Below are 17,275 nucleotides of genomic sequence, written 5' to 3'. Positions count from 1 at the left end.
CTCGTCTCCCTCGCTCACCCCGTGCGTGGTTTTAATCTCCCCCGCGGCCAAACGGTACAGACAGGACTGTTGATAGAATGCGTTCGGATCAGATTCGGCAGGGCCGTCTCTCCGGCGAGCGTTCCGGCGACCTCGAGCACTTTCTTGCGTCGATGGAAGCCGACCGCTGGATCGCGGAGGCGGACCTCCTCGTGGATATGGCGCACCTCCTCGGCCTTCGCCGGCAGGGGATCATCGACGAGGCCCCGGCACGGGCACTGATGGCGGCGCTCCTCGACCTCCACGACCACGGCCTCCCGGAGGAGGCGTTCGACGAGAAGTTCGAGGACGTCCACGCCGGCAAGGAAGCCTACCTCATCGACCGGGTCGGCGAGGACTTCGGCGGCCGCCTCCACATGGGCCGGTCCCGGAACGACGAGGTCGCGACCTGCATACGGATTCGGTTGAAGCAGGAGATTGTCGCCCTCGTGCGGTCGCTCACCGACCTCCGGCGGACCCTGCTCGACGTCGCCGCCGCCCACACCGAGACGGTGATGCCGGGCTTCACCCACCTCCAGCACGCCCAGCCCACGACGCTGGCCCACTACCTCCTCGCCTACGAGCAGGCCTTCTCCCGGGATGTCTCCCGGCTCCGGGAAGCCTACGCCCGGGTGGACGTATCCCCCCTCGGTTCGGCGGCGTTCGCCTCGACGGGCTTCCCCCTGGACCGCGCCTACACGGCGGCCCTCCTCGGCTTTGCCCGCCCGGCGCCTAACAGCATGGACGCGGTCGCCGCCCGGGACTTCGCGATCGAGGTGCTTTCCGGCACCAGCATCTGCATGACGACGGCGAGCCGGTTCTGCGAGGAACTGGTCATCTGGAGCACCGCGTTCGTCGGGTTCGTCCAGCTCGACGACGCCTACTGCTCCTCGTCCTCGATCATGCCCCAGAAGAAGAACCCCGACGTCGCGGAGATCATGCGTGCGAAGGCCGGGTCGGTGGCCGGGGAACTCACCGCGGCGATCACGATCGTGAAAGGCCTCCCCATGAGTTACAACCGCGACCTCCAGGAACTGACCCCGCACCTCTGGCGGGGTGTGGAGGCCGCCCGGCAGAGCATCCCCCTCCTTGCCGGCATGATCGCCACCGCGACCTTCCGGACGGAGCGGATGGCCGCCGAGGCGGGGCGGGGGTTCTCCACCGCGACGGAGCTTGCCGACGTCCTCGTCCGGGAATACGGACTTGCCTTCCGGACCGCCCACCGTATCGTCGGCCGGGCGGTCAGGCACGGGTCGCTTGACCTTTCCACCGTCGAGGCCGCGGCACGGGAGGCCGCCGGCCTCTCGGTCGTGGACCTGGGCCTGACTGAGGCAAAGATCACCTCCGTCCTCGACCCGGTTCACGCCGTCGCCGTGCGGAGCATCATCGGCGGCCCGGCACCCGCCGCGGTCGCGGTCCAGCTCGCGGAGCAGAGGGACCTCCTCGCCCGCGACGCTGCATGGGCCGAAGAGACCGATACGGCATTATCGAGCGCGTTTGAACACCTTATCAATGAATCACGGAGGCTGGTAGCATAACCGAGATACCTGAGACCGGAGACCGTGTGCGGTACGCAAACGGCGGGACCGCCCTCACCGGCACCTACATCACCGAACGGGACGGGATGGCCGTCGTCAAGCTGGACAACGGCTACAACATCGGGACGTCCCCCGAGAAGATAGAACTCGTCGGGCGGGCGGCCCCGCAGCCGCCGGCAGGCGCCGGGGTCGTCGTCCAGAACTCCGACCTTCCGGATCTTGCAATCATATCCACCGGCGGGACGATCGCAAGCAGGGTGGACTACCGGACGGGAGCGGTGATGAGCCAGTTCTCGGCAAGCGACATCCTGCGGGCGATCCCCGAACTCGGAGATATCGCCCGCTACCGCGACCGGCAGGTCGCAAGCATCCTCTCGGAGAACATGCGCCCGGACCTCTGGCAGAAGCTTGTCCGGGCGATCTATGACGAGATCCAGGCCGGCGTCGCCGGGGTGATCGTCACCCACGGCACCGACACGATGGCCTACTCGGCGGCGGCGGTCCGGTTCATGCTCAGGACGCCGGTGCCGGTCGTCTTCGTCGGGTCGCAGCGGTCCGCCGACCGGCCGAGTTCCGACAACGCCATGAACGCCCTCTGCAGCGCCGCCGTCGCCGCCGGCGACCTTGGGGAGGTGGCGGTCGTGATGCACGCAACGACGAACGACGACCGCTGCGCCATCCACCGGGCGACGAGAGTCCGGAAGATGCACACCTCCCGGCGGGACGCCTTCCAGAGCATGGGGATGGAGCCGCTCGGCTACGTCGACTACCCCTCGCTCTCCGTCAGCCTCTCGGCCGAGGCGGTCAGGCGGGGGACGGAAGAGCCGGCCCTCCACGACGCGCTCGAGGAGCGTTGCGGCCTCCTCCACTTCTACCCCGGGATGCCTGCGAGCGTCCTCGACGCCTTCGAGGGCTATAAGGGCCTGGTCCTCTCGGGGACCGGCCTCGGCCACGTCTCGACCGAATGGATACCCCGCCTCGGTGAGATGATCGAGGGCGGGACGACCGTCGTCATGACCTCGCAGTGCCTCCACGGCCGGGTCTGCGACCGGGTCTACAACACCGGAAGAGACCTTCTTGCCGCCGGCGTCATCGAGGGCGAGGACATGCTCCCCGAGGCGGCGCTCGTCAAACTGATGTGGGTGCTCGGGAACGAACCGGACCCCGAACGGGCGAGGAGACTGATGCAGACCGACCTTGCGGGCGAGATCCGGCGGAGGTCGATATGATGGATTACCAGAAACTCGGCCTGAAGGCCGGCATCGAGATCCACCAGCAGCTCGACACCGCCGAGAAACTCTTCTGCCGGTGCCCCACCGTCCTCCGGGATACCGCCGACCGGACGGACGAATTCCACCGCTACCTCCGGGCGACGGAGAGCGAGCTTGGAGAGATCGACCGGGCGGCGCGGGAAGAGATGCGGCTCGTCCGGAAGTTCTGCTACTACACCTACGACACGGTCTGCCTGGTGGAGCACGACGAAGAGCCCCCGACCCCGATGAACCCCGAGGCCCTCGACGTCTGCCTCACGATCGCGAAGATGCTCGGGATGACCCCAATCAAGCAGGTCCACACGATGCGCAAACTCGTCATCGACGGCTCGAACACCAGCGGGTTCCAGCGGACGGCGCTTGTCGCGCTCTCCGGCGCCCTCCCCGACGGCTGCCGGATCGAGACGATCTGTCTGGAGGAGGAGGCGGCCCAGCGCGTGGAGAACGAGACCTTCTCCCTCGACCGCCTGGGAATCCCGCTCGTCGAGATCACGACCGCCCCCGACATGCACACCCCCGAGGCCGTCGGCGAGGTTGCCGAGTACATCGGGATGGTCCTCCGCTCGACCGGCCGGGTGAAACGCGGCCTCGGCACGATCCGGCAGGATGTCAACATCTCGATCGCGGGCGGCGCCCGGGTGGAGATCAAGGGCGTCCAGGAACTCGCCCTCATCGCCGAGGTGGTCCGCCGCGAGGTCGAGCGGCAGACGAACCTCCTTGCCATCCGTGACGAACTCCGCGAGAGGGGCGCCACGGTCGACCACACCGTCGTCGACGTCACGGCCCTCTTCGCCGAGACGAAGTCCGCTATCTTGAAGAAGGCAAAAGCCATCCTGGCCGTCCGGCTCTGCGGGTTCGCCGGCCTCGTCGGGCGGGAGATCCAGCCCGGCAGGCGGCTCGGGAGCGAGATGTCGGACTACGCGAAGAAGTGCGGCGTCGGCGGGATCTTCCACACCGACGAGCTCCCCGCCTACGGCGTCACCGCAGACGAGGTGGACCGCCTGCGCTCGTTTGTCGGTGCGGAGGAGAACGACTGCGTCGTCATCGTGGCGGCAGGGCGCGATCGTGCCGGCTGCGCGACCGAGCAGGTGATGATCCGTGCGGAGATGGCGCTGTCGGGAGTACCTGAAGAGACCCGGAAGATGCTCGAAGAGGGGAGCACGGCCTACATGCGCCCGCTCCCCGGCGCCGCCCGGATGTACCCCGAGACCGACGTCTTCTCGGTCGCAATCGGTGCCGACCGCTGGAACGCGATCGCCGTCCCCGAACTCCTCACCGACCGGGCGGCCCGGTTCGTCCGGGAGTTCGGGCTCGACGAGGCGCTGGCGCGGCAGGTTGCGTTCTCAGAGCGGCTGCCGACGTTTGAAGCGGCGGTCGCCGCCGGCGTCCGCCCCACCCTCGCGGCAAGGACGCTCCTTGCCACCTGCCGGGAACTCGCCCGCGACGGCGTCGCTGTCGACCGGGTGACCGAAGAAGAGATCCTTGCCCTCCTCTCGGCCGTCGAGGCCGGCCGGGCGGCAAAGGAGGCGATCCCGGATCTCCTCATCGAGCTCGCACGGACCGCCGGGAGCCCTGGAACGCCCGGCGAGCGGGTGGATGCTGCCATCGCAAAGATGGCCCCCGCCGTCTCGATGGCCGACGTGGAAGCGATCGTGCGCCGGATTGTAGCCGAGCGGGAGGCGTTCGCCCGCGAGAAGGGCATGGGCGCGCTCGGTCCCCTGATGGGGGTCGTGATGCAGGAGGTCCGGGGGAGCGTGGACGGGAAGGTCATCAGCGAGATCCTCCGGCGCGAACTCAACGATCTGCTCTCGTGATCTCCGGCACAATCGCGTTCACCCCGGATCCGGGCCGGTCCCGGCCGGACTCCGGGTTACTTTTATCAGCGGGTCTGCTCATAACTGTAAAGGAGTTCTATCATGGGAAAGACAGGCAGTGTTCAGTGGGCCCAGGTCAAGGGCGTGAAGGGACAGATACGGCTCGTCCCTGCAAGTGAAGGCGAAGTAAAGAAACCCGGCCCGAACCAGCGGTTCAAGGCAGCGGCGGATATCCAGAAGCGGGCGAGCAGGGAAGGGCAGGACTCCCGGCGTGGCGGCCGGGGCGGTCGCGGCGGTCGCGGCGGTCGCGGTGGCCGGGGAGGAGGCACTCCCACGATGGATGTGCGGGTACGCCGGTGCATACGCCGCGCCAAGGTCTCGGCTCTCGGAACCAAGCAGAAATCGAGATAAGCCGTTCTCTCCTCTCCTTCAATAGTTTTTATACTAGCGAGTTCCAGTATGTGGTATGGATCTCAAAACCGCCATCAAGACCTATCAGTTCGCCGAACGGGCGAAATCCGAACTGATTGTCGGGTCACAGCTGACGATAGCCCTGATCCAGTTTCCGCTCCCGGAGAAACCCGGCGGAAAGCGGATGCTTGTGATGGTGCTCGAGTCTATCCGCTCGGAGCTTGAGTTTGCGTACGGCAGTACCGAACTTGTTGAGTTTAAGAAGGCTATCGATCACCTCAACGAGGCGATCAGCCTGACCGAGAGTATGGAACTGGGCGCCGCGTCGGAGCGGATGAGCAGGGCCGTCAGCGCCGTCACGACCGCAGCCCAGGCGGCATGGGAGACGCTCAGCAAACATGAACTCATCTGATTTCCTCCGTTTCTTAAAAGGACGGTCGTCGGTCCGCGAATACTCCGGCGAGCCGCTCGACCGGGAGGAGATCGAGTATATCCTTGTCTCCGCGAGCACGGCGCCGAGCGCCGGCAACCGCGAGGCATGGGACGTCGTTGTCGTCACCGATGAGGATGTCAAGATAGAACTTGCGCTCGCGGCCCTTGAGCAGGTGCATGTCCGGGAAGCGCCGGCGATCTTTGTTGTCTGTGCGAACTACGTCCGGTCCATGTCGCACTATGGGGAACGGGGGATCCTCTACGCGATCGAGGACGCCACGATCGCCTGCACGTATATGATGCTCGCCGCACACGCCCGGACCCTCCACTCGTGCTGGACAGGGGCGTTCAACGAAGATGAGGTCCGCGAAGTTCTCGGCCTCCCGCAGCACATCCGCCCCATCGCGCTTCTTGCGGTCGGCAGGGGAACGCCGCCGCTCGAGCCTATGAAGCGGATGCCGGTGGAAGAGCACGTGCATCGTGAGACCTGGTAGGTTATTCGGAGAGATTATGCCGGATTATTTGGTTACGCTCGAATCAGCGTGGATACTAAAGGACGTCAAGTCCATGGACGACGCCGTGAGCATCGCGATCAGCGAGGCGGGGAAACGACTCAACCCCTCGGCGAAGTTTGTGGAGATCGAGGCCGGGATGAGCGCCTGCCCCTTCTGCGAGGGGGATCTTGACACAGCTCTTGTGGTGGCGAACACCGCCCTTGTCGGTCTCGTGCTCCAGATGAAGGTCTTCCGTGCGGAGTCCGGTGAACACGCGGCCAGGATAGCGAAGTCGGTCGTCGGGAAGGCGTTGCGCGACGTCCCACTGAAGGTCCAGGAGGTGGAGGAACTGTGATAGCTGTCGTCGGGCATACCGCCATCGACCACCTCTTCCGGGTGCCGAAACTTCCCGGACGGCACAACTCGACCTATATCAACGGTCACTCGGTCTACTTTGGTGGCGGAGCGGCGAATATCGCGGCCGGGATTGCGACCCTCGGTGAGCGGTGCCGGCTCGTCTCATCGGTCGGCGGCGACTTCCCGGGCAGCGACTACGACCTGTGGCTGCACAACCTTGAGATCGTGCAGGACTTCTCGATGGTCAAGGATGCCCGCACCGCGACCGCGTACGTCTTTACGGACGACGACGGCGACCAGGAGACCTTCTTTGAGTGGGGCGCGTCCGCTGCGTTCTCCCGGGCGGAGGCCCCTGCTCTCGACTTCGTCCACATGGCGACGGCCGACCCCGACTTCAACGTCAGGGTCGCCCAGAAGAGCAGGTTCGCCTCATTCGACCCGGGCCAGGACCTCATCCGCTATACCCCGGAGCAGCTCGAGATCATCCTCGCGAAGATCGATATCCTCTTCTCGAACAACCACGAGATGGACCGGATGTGCGATATGCTCGGGCTGGAGCGGGAAGCGCTCGTCGCGTCGGTCCCGATGGTGGTTACGACCCGGGGGGCGGAAGGAAGCGTCCTCTGCATGGACGGCGAGGAGCAGAACGTCCCGGCCGTCCGGGTAGAGGCTGTCGACCCCACCGGCGCCGGCGACGGTTACCGGGCCGGTTTCCTCGCTGCGTTCCGGAAGGGCTATGCCCCGCTTGACTGCTGTCGTGCAGGGGCGGTGGTCTCGTCTTTTGTCGTTGAAAGGATGGGCACCCAGACGAACCTCCCGGACTGGGACCGGATGATGGCCCGGTACCGGAAGGTCTTTGGCGAACCGGGGGAAATATTTACCTGAAAGATGCAATATAACGTGCGGTCTGTCGGCAGAAGACTGCCGGCTTCTGCCCACGGCCTGATAGCGGAACCCGGGGATACCTGATGGAATCCGGCCCTGATGTGCGTGTCGAACGGTTGACTCGCTACATCTTCTCCGCCCCATCCTGGCCGCGGTCGCTTGGGCTCATTGTCGTGCTCGGTTTCGTCATCGACGCCGCCACGTACCGGGCCGGGCACGAGTTCTTCCTGCTTGGCACGCTCGGCTTCTCGGTCCCGGCACTGGTCGCCTTCCTGCTGACCGTGCCGCTGGTGCGTGCATCCGGCCGGCAAATCACCTGCAATCGTTCGGCCCTCCTCGCCCTGGCCTGTACGGTTCTTGCGGTGATCCTGAGCCTCTCGCCGATTCTGGTCTTCGGCCGGGGACTCTTCCCAACGCTCTACGCGGTCGCTCTCGGTCTGGTCTTCGGCCTCCGGCTGCTGGTCCTCGTAGCCGTCGCCGACTACCGGATCACACGGATGGTCCTCCCCGCGTTCCTCCAGAGCGCGGCCGGGATAGCGGTCGGGGCCTGGTTCTTCACGCCCGGGTTCGTCCCGTACGCCCTCCTCCTCCAGGCGGTCTTCGGGATGGTCTTTGTTTTCCTGATCTGGCTCATCGAGCGGCCGTTACGAAGGGCGTTCCAGATCAGCGGGCTCAACTTCCTCAATACCTTCATCGCCCACCTGACGGACGGCTCGAAGAACATGGAGGACTTCTTCCGCGAGATCGGCGAGGAGGTCTACGTCCCGGAGGTCTCGCTCTTCTTCTCCCGCGATGCAGGGAAGAATGTCCTCTTCACGGTCCCGAACGTCCACCCCGGCCCGATGGGCGACGTCGGCGGCGGCAACCTCCCACGGATCCTCCACGACACGTTTCCTGAGGAGACGCTGGTCGCCCACGGGTGCGCCACCCACGACTTCAACCTGGTCTCGGAGAGTGAGATCCATAAGATCGCCTGCGCTGTGGAGGCGTCCCGGGAGGGGCTTACCTTCGCCGCCACCGCGAGCCGCCCGGTCCGGGTGGTCTCCGGTTCGGTCTCGATCCTCTGCCAGCGGTTCGGGAACGCCCTCCTGATGGTGAGCACCCGGTCCCCGGACCGGACGGAGGACCTCGATTACTCGATCGGCCTTGCGATCATGGCCGAAGGGCGGTGCGGCTTCTCCCACGTTGCGTTCGTCGACGCCCACAACTGCATGACCAGCGTGGGTTCCCCGGTCCTCCCGGCGACGAAGATCGCGACGGAGTACATCGCCGCCGCACGTGCGGGGTTCACCGCCGCGCGTGACCTCCCCCACGAGCCGCTTGCGATCGGGGTCTCCCACGTCCGGGTCCCGTTCACCCGCGAGCAGGGGTTCGGGTCGCTCGGGGTCCAGGTGCTGGCGACCGAGGTCGGCGGGAAGAAAGCGGCCTACGTCCTGATCGACGGGAACAACGTGGCGGAGGGTGTCCGGGAGCGCCTTCGCTCCGTGGTGCTCAGCCACGTCGACGAGGCCGAGATCATGACCACCGACACGCATACAGTGAACACCATCACCGGGAAGAACCCGGTCGGCTACATGGTGCCGGCAGAGGAGATCGTCCCGTATGTCGAGCAGGCGGTCACCGAAGCGATCGCCGACCTCTCGGAGGCACGAGTGGGGGCGGCAACGGCCTCGTGCGAGGGGATCGTCGTCTTCGGGTCGCAGCGGGTCTCGCAGCTGGCGAGCACCGTCAACGCGATGCTCGCGTTCATCGCCCCGATCAGTTTTATGATCCTCGTCCTCGCGTTCCTCCTCTCGGTCGTCGCCTATATCGCGCTCCAGTGAACTGCGCCGCCGGCCCGGAGAGACCCGGCACCTTTTCGTTCCCCGCGTCCCAACCTGATCATCATGAATTACCGGTTCTCTGGTCGGATGGGGCGGGTCCCGGAGTCGTTTCTTGCGGAGCTCTTCCGGGTCTCGGCGGTCCCCCGGGTGATATCGTTTGCCGGCGGCCTTCCGGGCTCGGCGTATATCGATGTTACGGGGATCCGGGACGCGGCCCGCGAGGTATTCGCAGAGGACGGGCGCAAAGCGCTCCAGTATACCACGACGGACGGCTACCTCCCCCTCCGGGAGTTCATCGCCGACCGTTATCGGAGAAGACTCGGCCTCCCGGCGACCCCTGAGGAGATCCAGATCGTCAACGGCTCCCAGCAGTGTCTGGACCTCGTCGCAAAGATCTTCCTGGATCCCGGGGACGCCGTCGGGATGGAGCGACCCGGCTACCTCGGCGCGATCGAGGCCTTCTCCCTCTACGAGCCTGTCGTTCATCCGGTCCCTCTCGAAGAGGACGGGCCGAATCTCGGGGCGTTTGAGTCGGTCGTCCGGAAGCATGTTCCGAAGTTCTTCTACGGCATCCCGAACTCACAGAACCCTTCGGGGACGACCTACTCCCAGGAGAAGCGGCGGGGTGTCGCGGAGGTCCTCGAGGGGACGGGGACGGTCTTTTACGAGGACGACGCCTTCGGGGAGCTCTTCTTTGACGGGCAGCCCCGGCCGCCGGTGAAGCGCTACCTCCCGGACCAGACGGTGATCTCGGGGTCGTTCTCAAAGATTGTCGCCCCCGGTATGCGGATAGGCTGGATATTCGCCCCGGTGCCGGTCCTGCGGGAGTTCAACGTCGCAAAGCAGGCGGCCGACCTCCACTCGAACTTCCTCTGCCAGGTGATTCTCCACCGCTACCTTGCAACGCACGACCTCGACGCCCACGTCCGAAAGATCTCGGCAGTCTACGGCAGGCACTGCCGGCTGATGTGCGATCTCCTCGACGACCTGATGCCGTCGGGGATGACTCATACCAACCCCGAAGGGGGGATGTTCATGACCGCGGCCCTCCCCTCCGGGGTCTCGTCGATGGAGGTCTTCCGCGAGGGCGTCAAAGAGGGCGTCGCGGTCCTCCCCGGAGTACCGTTCTACGTCAACGGCGGCGGGGAGGGGACGATCCGCCTGAACTTCTCGGCGGCGGGCGAGGAGGAGATCGCGGAGGGGATGCACCGGCTGGCGCGGGTGATGCGGCGGCTGGCCTGATCTCTCCTATATCAATCGCTTTTCTTTTCTTCCGGAATTTACCATGCTCCATGCCGCGAGCCAGCACCCGACTAGGACGAGCAGCCCGTGGGCAATGCGGACCGCCGGAGGCGTGAAGAACTGCGGGAGGAAGAGGGCGAAGCCGAGCGCGAGAGGGATCCCGCTCCACCGGGCAAGGACGCTCGACCGCCAGATCGCAGCCCCGAAGAGGACCGCGCCGGCCGCAAGGGCGAGGAGGCCTGCACCGAAGAACCAGACGCCCTCCCCGAACCGGATCGCGTCCGAGAGCGTGACGAGCAGGTCCACGCTGTTCTGCCGGAGCGCCTCCCGGCCCACGGCGGCGAGCGCGAAGGTCTCGGCCCCGTAGTAGGGGAGGGTCAGCCCGACGCCGGCCCAGGTCAGGACGAGGGCCATGATGCCCAACGATTCGGCCCTCGTTTCGCGGAGGCGGCTGTAGAGGCCGAGCAGGCCGGGCACGAGGAGGATGAACCCGACGATGGCAAGCGTGTGCGAGAGGAGCCAGGCGGGGGAGGCGAAGGCTTCGGCGCCGGCAAGAGAGGTCTCGTCGGTGTAGGGCCGGATCGCAGGATACGCGAGGAAGCAGGCGCCTGCAATCACGAGCGAGAGCGCCGCAAGAAGTGTTCTGGTCTCCGTCATCGGTCTATCTCGGTTTGCATCGATATCTGTTGCAACTGCCGTCGGGCGTTTCGCGGGCCGACGGCTGTCGTGAAGGTCGGTTATCCGGGCAGGCAGGGCCGGCCGGGGCTTGAGCGTCGCGCCACCTGCACGAGCATCAGCACCGCAGGCCGGTCGCCCACCGTCCCCGATCGGTGACCCCTGCGCCCCTGCTTGTCGGGCAGGACGAGGACGACGACGCGGCGGGCCGGGCCGCCGGGGCTCCCGATCCGCGACGGGGCCGCACCCTCCGATATGTTCGCGAATGCAAAGTTGCTCATCCGGCAGCGGTCCTGCCGGTTCACGCCGCCTTCGTCGGTCCAGATGTGCCGGTAGGGCATTTCGGGACTCTCCGGGTTACGGTTCGTCTCCATGGCAGCCTCCAACCTTCAGGCCTGGCCTCAAATACCTTGGGCCCGGGAGTCACCCTGGAGAACGGTTGCCGGATCGAGTTTTCCCCGGCGGCATGCGGGCGCTGGACTTAATACATGCGATGGAGAATAGATAATGGCACTTTTTGAGCGAGGGTAGCCAAGCCCGGCCAACGGCGCCGGACTTAAGATCCGGTCCCGCAGGGGTCCGTGGGTTCGAATCCCACCCCTCGCATTTTGAACTTCCAATGGTGAATTCTCCGGCTTCCCGGGATCGCATGGGAACCTGGCCGGCGGCAAAAGAATCTCTCATGCGGCTGACCAACCCGCCAGCACCAGATGAAAGTAAAATTATTATATTTCTTTTATATATTGGGTGCCATGTCTCCTACCTATCGGGATGCAACCATAAACTCCGTAGAAGCAACTGCCACGGTCAGCGGCAGCACAGGCGGCGGCCGGGATGAGAGCGGCAATCCGTACTACTTTCCGAACGTCTCGGTGAGCATCGGCTACTGGTTCGACAACGAAGGTGTCCCCTCCTCGGACTGGGATACGCACTTCAAGGCGCAGTTGTGGATCAACGGCGCGCTGGTCGGCAAGAAACAGGACCTTTCGGCCGGCGGCCCGCAGACCTACACGTTCTTCGCGCACAAGTTCCCCGAGCCGGGCACGTATAAGGTGGAGGTTCGCGGGAAGAACTCGAAGTCGGTCGACGTTACGATCAAGAATCCGCCGGTGCAGGAGAAGAAGGCAGCGCAGTGATGCGTGGTAGAGCACCGCATTTTTTTCTTACTCAACCTCACCCGAGCAGCATTGCCACAAGAAGATATCCCTGATCCCGATGAAGAGCACTCCCACAACACACCGGGTCCAGTACTCGAACTTCTCCGCTGCCTTCTGTGCGCTCCTCACCTTCGCGATCACCGGCAGAGGGGTCGCTACGGCAAAGACCGCCGGGACGCCGAGCGGGTCAGACGTCCGGAGCGCCAGCGGACCACCCACAGAGGCTTGAGCCCGTAGTTCACATCCTGATCGCCTCAAGCACGGCGGCTGAAAGGGTCTCACCCCTGCAGGAGCTCCTTGATCTCCTTGACGTCCGCCACCCGGCCGGAGACTTTGAGTTCGCCGTCGACGGCGAGGGCAGGGGTCAGCATCACGCCGCGGTCCATGATCTCGGTGATATCGTCGACCTTGACGAGTTCGGCCTCGATACCGAGGTCCTTGATCGCCGCTTCAACGTTCTTTGCGAGCCGCTTGCACCTGGCGCAGCCGGTTCCAAGCACTTCTACCTTCATCGTTTCGTCACCTCGTTCTGATACTCACAGAGGAGCGCCGCCCGGTAGAGCGGTTCCGCCTCCTTCGGGATGTAGTTGTAGATCTTTACCTGTTTGATGAGTTCGTCGCCGATGGCGGTCTCGCCGGGGAGGTTACGGGCGACTGTATCGGCCAGGATATCGTCGAGCATCGCAAGCCCGACGACGACCCCGCCGACATCGATCCGGCGGACGCGCCGCAGCGCTTCGGCAGCGCAGCAGGGTTTCTCTCGCTTCTCTGTCTCCATGAGTTCTCTCCTAGAGTAGTGACATCCCGTTCCCGAACAGGAACCCGGCAACGGTCGCGAAGACGACCACCAGCCCCACGTAGGCCGCCGTCTTCTTCGCCCCCATGATCCGTTGGAGGACAAGGATGGACGGCAGGCTGACCGTCGGGCCCGCGAGCAGGAGGGCAAGTGCCGGCCCTGCGGCCATATGCCCGGTGGTGTAGCCGAAGGTGGTCCCGATGATCGGGACCTCGAGCAGCGTCGGCATGTAGAGGATCATCCCGACAACGGCCGCAAGGAAGTTGGCGCCGAGCGAGTTGTTCCCGAAGTAGGGCTGGAAGGTCTCCGGCGGGAGGAAGAAGGCGATGATCCCGACGAGAAAGGTCCCCCCGATCAGGATGGGAAAGATCTTCTTCGTCAAATCCCAGGTCTCCAGCCCCCAGTCGGTCACCTCGTCCTTATCGAAGTAGTAGATGAGCAGGACGGCGATCGCGAGGGTGAGGACGTAGACGATCGAGAGCCGGATCACCCACTCAAGCGGCGACGCTCCGAAGACCAGCACCCCGACCAGGAGGGCGAAGAACGCCGGCGTGACCCAGCGCGGCTTCTCCTCCTCGCACGCCCCGGCGACGCTCGGCGCCATCGCTTTCTTCTTGAGCGTCTCGACGTCCGTCGACCGGAAGATCAGCGCCATAAAAAGCCCGATGACGATGGCGAGGACAACCGCAGAGACCGCCCGCGCCACCCCGAGGCTGAACCCGAGCACCCGGGCGGTGTAGATGATCGCGAGGATGTTGATGGCCGGTCCCGCGAAGAGGAACGTCGTCGCGGGGCCGATGCCGCTCCCTTTCTTGAGGATGCCGGCGAATATGGGCAGGATCGTGCAGCTGCAGACGGCAAGGATCGTCCCCGAGACCGATGCGATCCCGTAGGAGATGTGTTTGGGCGTGTCCGGACTGAAGTACTTCAGGATCGCGTCCTTCTTCACAAAGGCTGCGATGGCGCCGGCGATGAAGAACGCCGGGACCAGGCAGGTGAGGACGTGCGCCGAGAGGTAGTCGAGCACGGAGGCAAGCCCTGACGAGAGGGCGCTGATGAGTATGTCGATCATGGTGTACCTCGCCGGAGTCCGGGATCCTCTAATTCAAATTATTTTGAACTAATGTCTGCGGGGTCGAGCATAAAGGTTATGCTGTTCGATGCCGGGTGCGGTAGAGTGGCCCTGCGACAGCCCTCTGCCTGACCTCAGGAGGTAACTGATATTGCTCCCGACTCCTGCTCGCCAGGGCATTCCGTATGAAATGCACGGATAATGAAGCGTATGGTAGCCTTGAAAAGGTATATGCAGCCTCGTTTCATACCAGTGCAAAGAGAGGGTATTGTGGAGGAGAAGAGAGAGTGCCGGGAAGATACGCTTCCTCTCCCACCAGAAGTCGAGAAGTCGCTCTGCCGGTGCGGGGGGATCGCAGGGCTGGTAGAGCGGCTGCCGGAAGATGAAACCCTGGCGAGGGCGAGCGCCCTCCACCGCGCACTCGCCGACCCGTTGCGGCTGAAGGTCCTCGCGATGCTCGCTGTCCAGCCGCTCTGTGTCTGCGTCATCAAGGCGGTGCTCGGCATCGCAGACTCGAAGCTCTCCTACCACCTTGGCGTCCTGAGAAAGGCAGGCCTGATCGCCGGCGAGGCGCAGGGGAACTGGATCGTCTACCGGCTCACCGATGATGGGGCGGCGTGGGCTGCACGCCCAGGCATGAGCCACGACGATCGGTCTGATACAGTGGATGCGGAGCGATCGAGACCGGCGGCAGGCCGCCGCAGCCGTACCTCTGCGGAATGAGCAGCGGTCTTGGGGTATGCTCCGGTCAGATGCCGGTAGAAGTCGATGGAAGACTGATCGATGATACGATGATCCTGCTCGATCAGCCCCTGCGCCGGGGGAAGGGGAGAGCGGTCGTCCGGCTGAAGAAGCAGCCCGGAAAGACAGCGAAGTTCAACGCCCCGGAAGAATATGCCCTGAAGTTGGCCGAACCGGATCTGGTGAACTCTACTGGTGGATATCTCCGAAATAGGGGGAGGATCAGCGTTTCTTGACGCTAATAGTTTCATCTGATGCTTTCATGGGTTAATGCACCTCTCTCAGGCTGATTTTTCATATTCTCTTCTTTGCTTCTCCCAGTACTCCTTATCTTCAAGCGTTATTGGACGCAGGACCCTGCACGGATTGCCGGCAGCAATTACGTTGTCGGGTATATCTTTCGTCACGACGGAGCCGGAGCCGATAACCACGTTGTTCCCGACTGTTACGCCAGGATTGATGACAACATCAGCTCCAACCCAGACACTATCGCCTATCGTTATCGGTCGTCCGTACTCGAGGATCGCGTTCCTCACCTCTGCGTCGATCGGGTGCGCGGCAGTATAGACGCCGACCCGGGGGCCAAAGAAGACATGATTGCCTATGGTCACAGCGCAGACATCGAGGATGATGCAGTCATAGTTTGCGTAGAAATTGTCGCCGATACGGATTTGACTGCCGTAATCACAGCGAAACGGCGGTTCGATAAAGATGTGATCACCCGCGGATTGAAAGAGTTTCTTGAGCAACTCTGTCCGATATTCCAATTCCTCTTCAGTCGTCCCATTGAATAATCGTGTCAATCTTCTGGCTCTCAGGCGATCCCGCTTCAGTTCTTCGTCGTATGCGAAATAGAGTTCTCCGTGTAACATCCTCTCTTTCTCCGTCATAGCCAGCCTCCGTATATGGATAGAGGATCTGGAGAAAAGTTTGCTCATGGACCACGACCGCCCTGATGTGATCATTCTTATACGCTTGCAGAGGGCAAGCCCGATCTTGACTTCATTTGCCCGATATCGGTAATTCCCGGTCCTGGGGCTGTTTGCGAGAGTTCTCCTGGATCCCTTTGAGATGGAGCAGCCTGGTCCGGAGACTGGGCTGGATGAAATGACAGTAGTCCGGACCTTTCGGGTTTAACAGCCCCTTTTTATCCTATCCGGGTATGTTCCGGGGTCATTCGGGGGGGCATGGTCCCGGAAACCCTCATTGGCTGCAGCGACACCATGTGTATTAAAAGATCAATGCCACAGCCCGGTGCCCGGAGGTTGCGGGATGGAGAGCGTGATGGACAACCTGTGCGGCACGTGCAGCACGGATCAGCACTGTTGTACGTGGTTGAACGGGCTCATGCTGACGGGGCCGAGTATGAAGCACACTTTAAGAATCACAGGAGAACCTTCTCGTGCAGCAGTCCAATGGTATCTACATCGTAACGCCAGGGAATGGTGCAGCCTGTCCGCACTGGAATCATGGCAGCTGCGCTATTTACACGAGCCGGCCGATCGATTGCCGGCTTATATCCCCACATGATGGCACGGGTCGATAGGGGCAGGGATACATGTACGGTCACTCTGAAGATGAGCAAACTCTGCCCGAAGGTTGATCCGCTGGGCGGGTTGATGCCGGAAACCGAGGCACGTGCACTTGTCACGAAGTTCTGGAGCGCAGTTGCCGGGGACGGGACGGATATCATAATTCGGCGCGAATAAGGACTCGTCTCTCGGTTGCGGTCCCGGATTATGGCTGTACTCCGTTGAGATTACTCAATGCCCTCGGATGTTTGCTAGCAGGCGATACGGTGAGAGCGCAAGAGCCCCGGACTATGCCTTATCCACGCTTGATCCCGCTCTTCATCGCCCGGATTCTTAATATCTCCTGACTCTCAGTCCGGGAACCCGGGTAAAGTGACGGTCCCGGGTGACGATCTCGCCGTCGCCGGCGAGCGTGATTGCTGCGATTACTTCGTCGAAGTCCCCGATTGGATTGCCGTTTCCCCGGAGTTCGGCAGCGAGTGCGCCGAAGATCCGGTAGGTCTCGTCCGTGACGGGAAGTTCGATCAGCGCCCGTGTGATCGCTTCGACTTCCCGGAGGTTCTCCTGCACCGATGTTGAGAGGAATGCCCCGCGGTAGAGTTCGAGGGCGTTGATTGCGGTGGTTGCGAGGGGCAGCCCTTCCCGCTCCATCGCCTCGAGCGTTCTCATCGCCTCCGGGTCGTGCCGGATCAGGTCGACAAGCAGGGACGTATCAAGCGTCGGCATCGAAGTCGACCTCTCGCATCGAAGCCTTCCTCATCTCGCGTGAGGCTTCCTCGACCGAGTCGGCCAGCGCGGGGTTCGGCCCGAACTCCTTGAGGATCTCGGAGAGTTTCTTCTTCGGCGGGGTATACTTCAGGATTACTTCGGAAAAACTCATGTTCGAGGGGCCTTTTAACCGGGAAAGCCTCTCGTATGCGTCGTCGCTAATGCTGATTGTCCTGGTTCCCATGACTGTGTATGTGTATGTGCATGTATTTAGGTTCTTTCGCATCGGGATCTCATTCCTTATAGGAC

Annotated in this window: 22 protein-coding genes and 1 tRNA gene; 14 read left to right on the top strand and 9 right to left on the bottom strand. The window is 63.5% G+C overall.

Translation table 11 applies throughout. The features are described from left to right. Positions 1-77 precede the first annotated feature (77 nt). The 10 genes from argH (at position 78) to BRA49_RS07535 (ending at position 10,285) form a co-directional block, all read left to right on the top strand. Positions 78-1,556: an argininosuccinate lyase gene (gene argH / locus BRA49_RS07580; RefSeq protein WP_292384853.1), complete on the top strand. Its 1,479-nt coding sequence runs from the start codon at positions 78-80 to the stop codon at positions 1,554-1,556. A 26-nt stretch (positions 1,557-1,582) separates the two neighbouring features. After that, on the top strand, positions 1,583-2,785 hold the full coding sequence (gene gatD, locus BRA49_RS07575; protein ID WP_394339112.1) for a Glu-tRNA(Gln) amidotransferase subunit GatD: 1,203 nt from the start codon (positions 1,583-1,585) through the stop codon (positions 2,783-2,785). Continuing rightward, positions 2,785-4,641, top strand: a complete 1,857-nt coding sequence (gatE, locus tag BRA49_RS07570) for a Glu-tRNA(Gln) amidotransferase subunit GatE (RefSeq protein ID WP_292385252.1) — start codon at positions 2,785-2,787, stop codon at positions 4,639-4,641. The genes gatD and gatE overlap by 1 nt, the downstream gene beginning before the upstream one ends. Positions 4,642-4,743: 102 nt before the next feature. Continuing rightward, positions 4,744-5,052, top strand: a complete 309-nt coding sequence (locus BRA49_RS07565) for a DUF5350 domain-containing protein (protein ID WP_292384852.1) — start codon at positions 4,744-4,746, stop codon at positions 5,050-5,052. 55 nt (positions 5,053-5,107) lie between these two features. After that, positions 5,108-5,464: a hypothetical protein gene (locus BRA49_RS07560; protein WP_292384851.1), complete on the top strand. Its 357-nt coding sequence runs from the start codon at positions 5,108-5,110 to the stop codon at positions 5,462-5,464. Next, positions 5,451-5,978, top strand: a complete 528-nt coding sequence (locus BRA49_RS07555; protein WP_292384849.1) for a nitroreductase family protein — start codon at positions 5,451-5,453, stop codon at positions 5,976-5,978. The genes BRA49_RS07560 and BRA49_RS07555 overlap by 14 nt, the downstream gene beginning before the upstream one ends. Before the next feature lie 16 nt (positions 5,979-5,994). Continuing rightward, on the top strand, positions 5,995-6,333 hold the full coding sequence (locus tag BRA49_RS07550; protein ID WP_292384848.1) for a DUF555 domain-containing protein: 339 nt from the start codon (positions 5,995-5,997) through the stop codon (positions 6,331-6,333). Further along, entirely contained in the window at positions 6,330-7,220 is an 891-nt protein-coding gene (locus BRA49_RS07545; RefSeq protein WP_292384846.1) for a carbohydrate kinase family protein, read from the top strand. The genes BRA49_RS07550 and BRA49_RS07545 overlap by 4 nt, the downstream gene beginning before the upstream one ends. Positions 7,221-7,303: 83 nt before the next feature. Next, entirely contained in the window at positions 7,304-9,043 is a 1,740-nt protein-coding gene (locus tag BRA49_RS07540; protein ID WP_292384844.1) for a DUF2070 family protein, read from the top strand. A 63-nt stretch (positions 9,044-9,106) separates the two neighbouring features. After that, positions 9,107-10,285 carry a PLP-dependent aminotransferase family protein gene (locus tag BRA49_RS07535; protein WP_292384842.1) on the top strand — a complete coding sequence of 393 codons (1,179 nt, stop codon included), beginning with the start codon at positions 9,107-9,109 and terminating at the stop codon, positions 10,283-10,285. Between the two features lie 6 nt (positions 10,286-10,291). Here BRA49_RS07535 and BRA49_RS07530 read toward each other — a convergent pair whose 3' ends face one another. Both BRA49_RS07530 and BRA49_RS07525 read right to left on the bottom strand, forming a co-directional pair. Beyond that, positions 10,292-10,942, bottom strand: a complete 651-nt coding sequence (locus BRA49_RS07530; RefSeq protein WP_292384841.1) for a hypothetical protein — start codon at positions 10,940-10,942, stop codon at positions 10,292-10,294. A gap of 80 nt (positions 10,943-11,022) precedes the next feature. Continuing rightward, positions 11,023-11,334, bottom strand: coding sequence for a hypothetical protein (locus tag BRA49_RS07525; RefSeq protein WP_292384839.1), 312 nt, complete (start codon positions 11,332-11,334; stop codon positions 11,023-11,025). Positions 11,335-11,481: 147 nt separating this feature from the next. Here BRA49_RS07525 and BRA49_RS07520 point away from each other — a divergent pair. Both BRA49_RS07520 and BRA49_RS07515 read left to right on the top strand, forming a co-directional pair. Further along, positions 11,482-11,566: transfer RNA gene (locus BRA49_RS07520), tRNA-Leu, on the top strand. Between the two features lie 146 nt (positions 11,567-11,712). Continuing rightward, positions 11,713-12,096 (top strand): hypothetical protein, encoded by a 384-nt coding sequence (locus BRA49_RS07515; protein WP_292384837.1) that lies wholly within the window; start codon positions 11,713-11,715, stop codon positions 12,094-12,096. A gap of 27 nt (positions 12,097-12,123) precedes the next feature. Here BRA49_RS07515 and BRA49_RS07510 read toward each other — a convergent pair whose 3' ends face one another. The 4 genes from BRA49_RS07510 to BRA49_RS07495 are packed head-to-tail and all read right to left on the bottom strand — an operon-like array spanning position 12,124 to position 13,985. Continuing rightward, entirely contained in the window at positions 12,124-12,336 is a 213-nt protein-coding gene (locus BRA49_RS07510) for a hypothetical protein (RefSeq protein WP_292384835.1), read from the bottom strand. 59 nt (positions 12,337-12,395) lie between these two features. Then, positions 12,396-12,629 (bottom strand): thioredoxin family protein, encoded by a 234-nt coding sequence (locus tag BRA49_RS07505; RefSeq protein ID WP_292384833.1) that lies wholly within the window; start codon positions 12,627-12,629, stop codon positions 12,396-12,398. Continuing rightward, positions 12,626-12,895 (bottom strand): hypothetical protein, encoded by a 270-nt coding sequence (locus tag BRA49_RS07500; protein ID WP_292384831.1) that lies wholly within the window; start codon positions 12,893-12,895, stop codon positions 12,626-12,628. Before BRA49_RS07500 ends, BRA49_RS07505 begins: the two co-directional genes overlap by 4 nt. 10 nt (positions 12,896-12,905) lie before the next feature. Further along, positions 12,906-13,985, bottom strand: a complete 1,080-nt coding sequence (locus tag BRA49_RS07495) for a permease (RefSeq protein ID WP_292384829.1) — start codon at positions 13,983-13,985, stop codon at positions 12,906-12,908. A 270-nt stretch (positions 13,986-14,255) separates the two neighbouring features. On the opposite strand from BRA49_RS07495, the gene BRA49_RS07490 reads away from it, so the two are divergent. Both BRA49_RS07490 and BRA49_RS07485 read left to right on the top strand, forming a co-directional pair. Next, a complete protein-coding gene (locus tag BRA49_RS07490) occupies positions 14,256-14,708 on the top strand; it encodes an ArsR/SmtB family transcription factor (protein WP_292384827.1) in 453 nt (150 codons plus the stop codon). A gap of 29 nt (positions 14,709-14,737) precedes the next feature. Continuing rightward, the gene (locus BRA49_RS07485) at positions 14,738-14,962 is read left to right on the top strand and encodes a hypothetical protein (RefSeq protein WP_292384825.1); all 225 of its coding nucleotides are present in this window, start codon (positions 14,738-14,740) and stop codon (positions 14,960-14,962) included. A 45-nt stretch (positions 14,963-15,007) separates the two neighbouring features. Here the strand turns inward: BRA49_RS07485 and BRA49_RS07480 are convergent, their stop codons facing one another. The 3 genes from BRA49_RS07480 to BRA49_RS07470 all read right to left on the bottom strand — a co-directional run bounded on the left by BRA49_RS07480 (position 15,008) and on the right by BRA49_RS07470 (position 17,210). Continuing rightward, positions 15,008-15,616, bottom strand: coding sequence for a sugar O-acetyltransferase (locus tag BRA49_RS07480; protein WP_292384823.1), 609 nt, complete (start codon positions 15,614-15,616; stop codon positions 15,008-15,010). Between the two features lie 975 nt (positions 15,617-16,591). Further along, positions 16,592-16,984, bottom strand: a complete 393-nt coding sequence (locus BRA49_RS07475; RefSeq protein WP_292384820.1) for a type II toxin-antitoxin system VapC family toxin — start codon at positions 16,982-16,984, stop codon at positions 16,592-16,594. Continuing rightward, entirely contained in the window at positions 16,971-17,210 is a 240-nt protein-coding gene (locus BRA49_RS07470) for an antitoxin VapB family protein (RefSeq protein ID WP_048104542.1), read from the bottom strand. Before BRA49_RS07470 ends, BRA49_RS07475 begins: the two co-directional genes overlap by 14 nt. Positions 17,211-17,275: the final 65 nt, after the last annotated feature.

It is taken from the genome of Methanoculleus sp. UBA430 (assembly GCF_002506585.1).
Taxonomy (GTDB): domain Archaea; phylum Halobacteriota; class Methanomicrobia; order Methanomicrobiales; family Methanoculleaceae; genus Methanoculleus.
This window is presented reverse-complemented; position numbering and strand designations above follow the sequence as displayed.

Coding starts and splice junctions, on each gene's coding strand:
- BRA49_RS07495 (WP_292384829.1), bottom strand. CDS start 13,985: ATGATCGACATACTCATCAGCGCCCTCTCGTCAGGGCTTGCCTCCGTG.
- BRA49_RS07535 (WP_292384842.1), top strand. CDS start 9,107: ATGAATTACCGGTTCTCTGGTCGGATGGGGCGGGTCCCGGAGTCGTTT.
- BRA49_RS07515 (WP_292384837.1), top strand. CDS start 11,713: ATGTCTCCTACCTATCGGGATGCAACCATAAACTCCGTAGAAGCAACT.
- argH (WP_292384853.1), top strand. CDS start 78: ATGCGTTCGGATCAGATTCGGCAGGGCCGTCTCTCCGGCGAGCGTTCC.
- BRA49_RS07550 (WP_292384848.1), top strand. CDS start 5,995: ATGCCGGATTATTTGGTTACGCTCGAATCAGCGTGGATACTAAAGGAC.
- BRA49_RS07525 (WP_292384839.1), bottom strand. CDS start 11,334: ATGGAGACGAACCGTAACCCGGAGAGTCCCGAAATGCCCTACCGGCAC.
- BRA49_RS07555 (WP_292384849.1), top strand. CDS start 5,451: ATGAACTCATCTGATTTCCTCCGTTTCTTAAAAGGACGGTCGTCGGTC.
- BRA49_RS07485 (WP_292384825.1), top strand. CDS start 14,738: ATGCCGGTAGAAGTCGATGGAAGACTGATCGATGATACGATGATCCTG.
- gatE (WP_292385252.1), top strand. CDS start 2,785: ATGGATTACCAGAAACTCGGCCTGAAGGCCGGCATCGAGATCCACCAG.
- BRA49_RS07565 (WP_292384852.1), top strand. CDS start 4,744: ATGGGAAAGACAGGCAGTGTTCAGTGGGCCCAGGTCAAGGGCGTGAAG.
- BRA49_RS07500 (WP_292384831.1), bottom strand. CDS start 12,895: ATGGAGACAGAGAAGCGAGAGAAACCCTGCTGCGCTGCCGAAGCGCTG.
- BRA49_RS07540 (WP_292384844.1), top strand. CDS start 7,304: ATGGAATCCGGCCCTGATGTGCGTGTCGAACGGTTGACTCGCTACATC.
- BRA49_RS07530 (WP_292384841.1), bottom strand. CDS start 10,942: ATGACGGAGACCAGAACACTTCTTGCGGCGCTCTCGCTCGTGATTGCA.
- BRA49_RS07505 (WP_292384833.1), bottom strand. CDS start 12,629: ATGAAGGTAGAAGTGCTTGGAACCGGCTGCGCCAGGTGCAAGCGGCTC.
- BRA49_RS07480 (WP_292384823.1), bottom strand. CDS start 15,616: ATGACGGAGAAAGAGAGGATGTTACACGGAGAACTCTATTTCGCATAC.
- BRA49_RS07470 (WP_048104542.1), bottom strand. CDS start 17,210: ATGGGAACCAGGACAATCAGCATTAGCGACGACGCATACGAGAGGCTT.
- BRA49_RS07560 (WP_292384851.1), top strand. CDS start 5,108: ATGGATCTCAAAACCGCCATCAAGACCTATCAGTTCGCCGAACGGGCG.
- BRA49_RS07475 (WP_292384820.1), bottom strand. CDS start 16,984: ATGCCGACGCTTGATACGTCCCTGCTTGTCGACCTGATCCGGCACGAC.